1 tRNA gene and 2 rRNA genes are annotated in these 3581 nt (G+C 50.8%); all 3 read right to left on the bottom strand.

Features of this window, described 5'->3' with window-relative positions:
- Positions 1 to 245: 245 nt before the first annotated feature.
- The 3 genes from KO486_RS05370 to KO486_RS05360 all read right to left on the bottom strand — a co-directional run bounded on the left by KO486_RS05370 (position 246) and on the right by KO486_RS05360 (position 3473).
- Positions 246 to 322 (bottom strand) — tRNA-Met (locus KO486_RS05370).
- A 77-nt stretch (positions 323 to 399) separates the two neighbouring features.
- A 5S ribosomal RNA gene (rrf, locus tag KO486_RS05365) occupies positions 400 to 514 on the bottom strand.
- A 125-nt stretch (positions 515 to 639) separates the two neighbouring features.
- Positions 640 to 3473, bottom strand: a 23S ribosomal RNA gene (locus KO486_RS05360).
- Between the last annotated feature and the right edge of the window lie 108 nt (positions 3474 to 3581).

Here is a 3581-nt window from a genome sequence, read left to right as displayed (position 1 = left end):
GTATCAGACACGTGTCCGGTCATTGATTTCAGGCTTGAGCAAAGCAGGAGAGATGCAAGAAGCGCAGGAAGCGTTGCGTGGCCTTGTTGACCGCATCGTCCTGCAGCCGTCCCCTGAGACAGGTAAACTGGACATCCTCCTTGAGGGCGCTTTGTCGGGTCTTCTAACGCTTGCTTTGGGCGTAACACGCAGAAAGGGCCTGAGTGCGGAAACTCAAGCCTTTGATAATGCTGGTGAATTAGTGTTGGTTGCGGGAGTAGGATTTGAACCTACGACCTTCAGGTTATGAGCCTGACGAGCTACCGGGCTGCTCCATCCCGCGACGCTTAAGCCTTTGTAGTGATGTAAGGCTGTGTATCGCATGATCATCGAAGAGAGATAATATGCATTCTTTACTAGGTTTGGCAGTGACTTACTCTCCCACGTCTTAAGACGCAGTACCATCAGCGCAATGGTGCTTAACGGCTGGGTTCGGAATGGAGCCAGGTGTTTCACTCATGCTATGACCACCAAACCAAGAAAAGAATGCGATAATCAACGGTGTTGTTGTCCAAGTCAGCGTACGCTGAACTGTATTGTGTGTGTAATGTGTGACTTTCATTGTCCGCAGAGAAGGCGGATGCCTTGCTTCTACTGGATCAAATCAAGCCTATCGGACCATTAGTACCAGTCAACTGAACGCATTGCTGCGCTTACATCTCTGGCCTATCGACGAGGTAGTCTACCTCGGTCCTCAGGGATATCTTGTTTTGAGGGGGGCTTCCCGCTTAGATGCCTTCAGCGGTTATCCTGTCCGTTCATAGCTACTCAGCACTGCCGTTGGCACGACAACTGATCCACCAGTGGAACGTTCACCCCGGTCCTCTCGTACTAGGGGCAACTCCTCTCAAATATCCTACACCCACGGAAGATAGGGACCGAACTGTCTCACGACGTTCTAAACCCAGCTCACGTACCTCTTTAAATGGCGAACAGCCATACCCTTGGGACCTGCTCCAGCCCCAGGATGAGATGAGCCGACATCGAGGTGCCAAACACTGCCGTCGATATGGACTCTTGGGCAGTATCAGCCTGTTATCCCCGGCGTACCTTTTATCCGTTGAGCGATGGCCCTTCCACTCGGGACCACCGGATCACTATGACCGACTTTCGTCTCTGCTCGACTTGTCAGTCTCGCAGTCAGGCTGGCTTCTGCCATTGCACTCAACGACCGATTTCCGACCGGTCTGAGCCAACCTTCGCGCGCCTCCGTTACTATTTAGGAGGCGACCGCCCCAGTCAAACTACCCACCACGCAGGGTCCCGGATCCGGATAACGGACCGCGGTTAGATATCAAGAAGAACAAGGGTGGTATCTCAAAGGAGGCTCCACAATGACTAGCGTCACTGCTTCAAAGCCTACCACCTATTCTGCACATGTTCGTCCTAATACCAATGCGAAGCTGTAGTAAAGGTGCACGGGGTCTTTCCGTCTAACCGCGGGAAACCTGCATCTTGACAGGTAATTCAATTTCGCTGAGTCGATGTTGGAGACAGCGGGGAAGTCGTTACGCCATTCGTGCAGGTCGGAACTTACCCGACAAGGAATTTCGCTACCTTAGGACCGTTATAGTTACGGCCGCCGTTTACCTGGGCTTCAATTCGGAGCTTGCACTCCTCCTTTTAACCTTCAGGCACCGGGCAGGCGTCAGACCCTATACGTCGTCTTGCGACTTCGCAGAGCCCTGTGTTTTTAGTAAACAGTCGCCACCCCCTGGTTTGTGCCCCCAGTCAATACTTGCGTAGAAACTGGGCCTCCTTCTCGCGAACTTACGGAGGTATTTTGCCGAGTTCCTTCAACATCGTTCTCTCAAGCGCCTTGGTATTCTCTACCAGTCCACCTGTGTCGGTTTAGGGTACGATCTAATGATGGAGCTATTTCCTGGAACCTCTAAGCAGCCCATTCAATCCAATAAGGATGAACTACCCTCGAGATCCGTCACTACCATCTGGCCCACGAATATTAACGTGGTTCCCATCGACTACGCCTTTCGGCCTCGCCTTAGGGGTCGGCTTACCCTGCTCAGATTAACTTTAAGCAGGAACCCTTGGACTTTCGGCGACAGGGTCTCTCACCCTGTTTGTCGCTACTCATGTCATCATTCTCACTAGTGATCTCTCCACCGGATCCCTCACAGGCCGGCTTCATCGAAAATTCCTTGCGTCCAATTCACCGCGAACGGTGATAAGGACGCATGGAATTATTTCACACTACGCTCTGCTACCATGCACTATGTGCATCCTAAGCTTCGGCTCATGGCTTGAGCCCCGTTACATCTTCGCCGCAGGACAACTTATTTAGACCAGTGAGCTGTTACGCTATCTTTAAAAGATGGCTGCTTCTAAGCCAACTTCCTGGTTGTTTTGGTCGTCCCACCTGCTTTCCCACTTAGCCATGAATTAGGGGCCTTAGCTGTAGGTTAGGGTTGTTTCCCTCTCCACTACGGACGTTAGCATCCGCAGTGTGTCTGCCATCTAGTACTCCCGGGTATTCGGAGTTTGGTTAGGATCAGTAAACCTGTAGGGTCCCATTACCCATCCAGTGCTCTACCCCCCGGGGTATTCGGATGACGCTCTACCTAAATAGATTTCGCAGAGAACCAGCTATCTCCGAGTTTGATTGGCCTTTCACCCCTAGGCACAACTCATCCCGACCTTTTTCAACAGGTGTGGGTTCGGACCTCCAGTACATGTTACTGTACCTTCATCCTGGTCATGCCTAGATCACTCGGTTTCGGGTCTGATCCACCTAACTCATTCGCCCTATTAAGACTCGCTTTCGCTGCGCCTACACCTAACGGCTTAAGCTTGCTAGATAGACCAAGTCGATGACCCATTATACAAAAGGTACGCTGTCAGCTCTCAAGGAGCCTCCAACTGATTGTAGGCGTTCGGTTTCAGGTACTGTTTCACTCCCCTCGTCGGGGTGCTTTTCACCTTTCCCTCACGGTACTGGTTCACTATCGGTCAGTAAGGAGTACTTAGCCTTCGAAGGTGGTCCTCCGATGTTCAGACAGAATTTCACGTGTTCCGCCCTACTTAATACGTCCAATCATGCTTCATATACGGGACTGTCACCCACTATGGTTGCGTTTCCCAACGCATTCTATTCACAATCATGGCTCGGCTGGTCCCATTTCGCTCGCCGCTACTATGGGAGTATCTATTGATTTCCTTTCCTCCGGGTACTTAGATGTTTCAGTTCCCCGGGTTTGCTTTTTTAAACCTATGTATTCAGTCTAAAAATACCTGGTTTACCATGCTATTAGCCACCCTTGCGAGTAGTAATAACAAAGTATCAGGTGGGTTGCCCCATTCAGAGATCCATGGATCAAAGCTTATTCTCAGCTCCTCATGGCTTATCGCAGAGTATCACGTCTTTCATCGCCTCTTACTGCCAAGGCATTCACCAAACGCCCTTTTCGCGCTTGATTTGATCCAGAAAAAGCAAGGCCGGCATGGCCTTTAAGCGATCAGCAATCACGTCTGATCGTTACTTCGTTACCAATTTAATGGCTTACTGGAACAAAAGTCATACATTT

Source organism: Octadecabacter sp. B2R22, assembly GCF_018861045.1.
Classification (GTDB): Bacteria; Pseudomonadota; Alphaproteobacteria; order Rhodobacterales; family Rhodobacteraceae; genus Octadecabacter.
The sequence above is the reverse complement of the archived record's forward strand: the minus strand, read 5'-3'. Positions and strand labels throughout refer to the sequence as shown.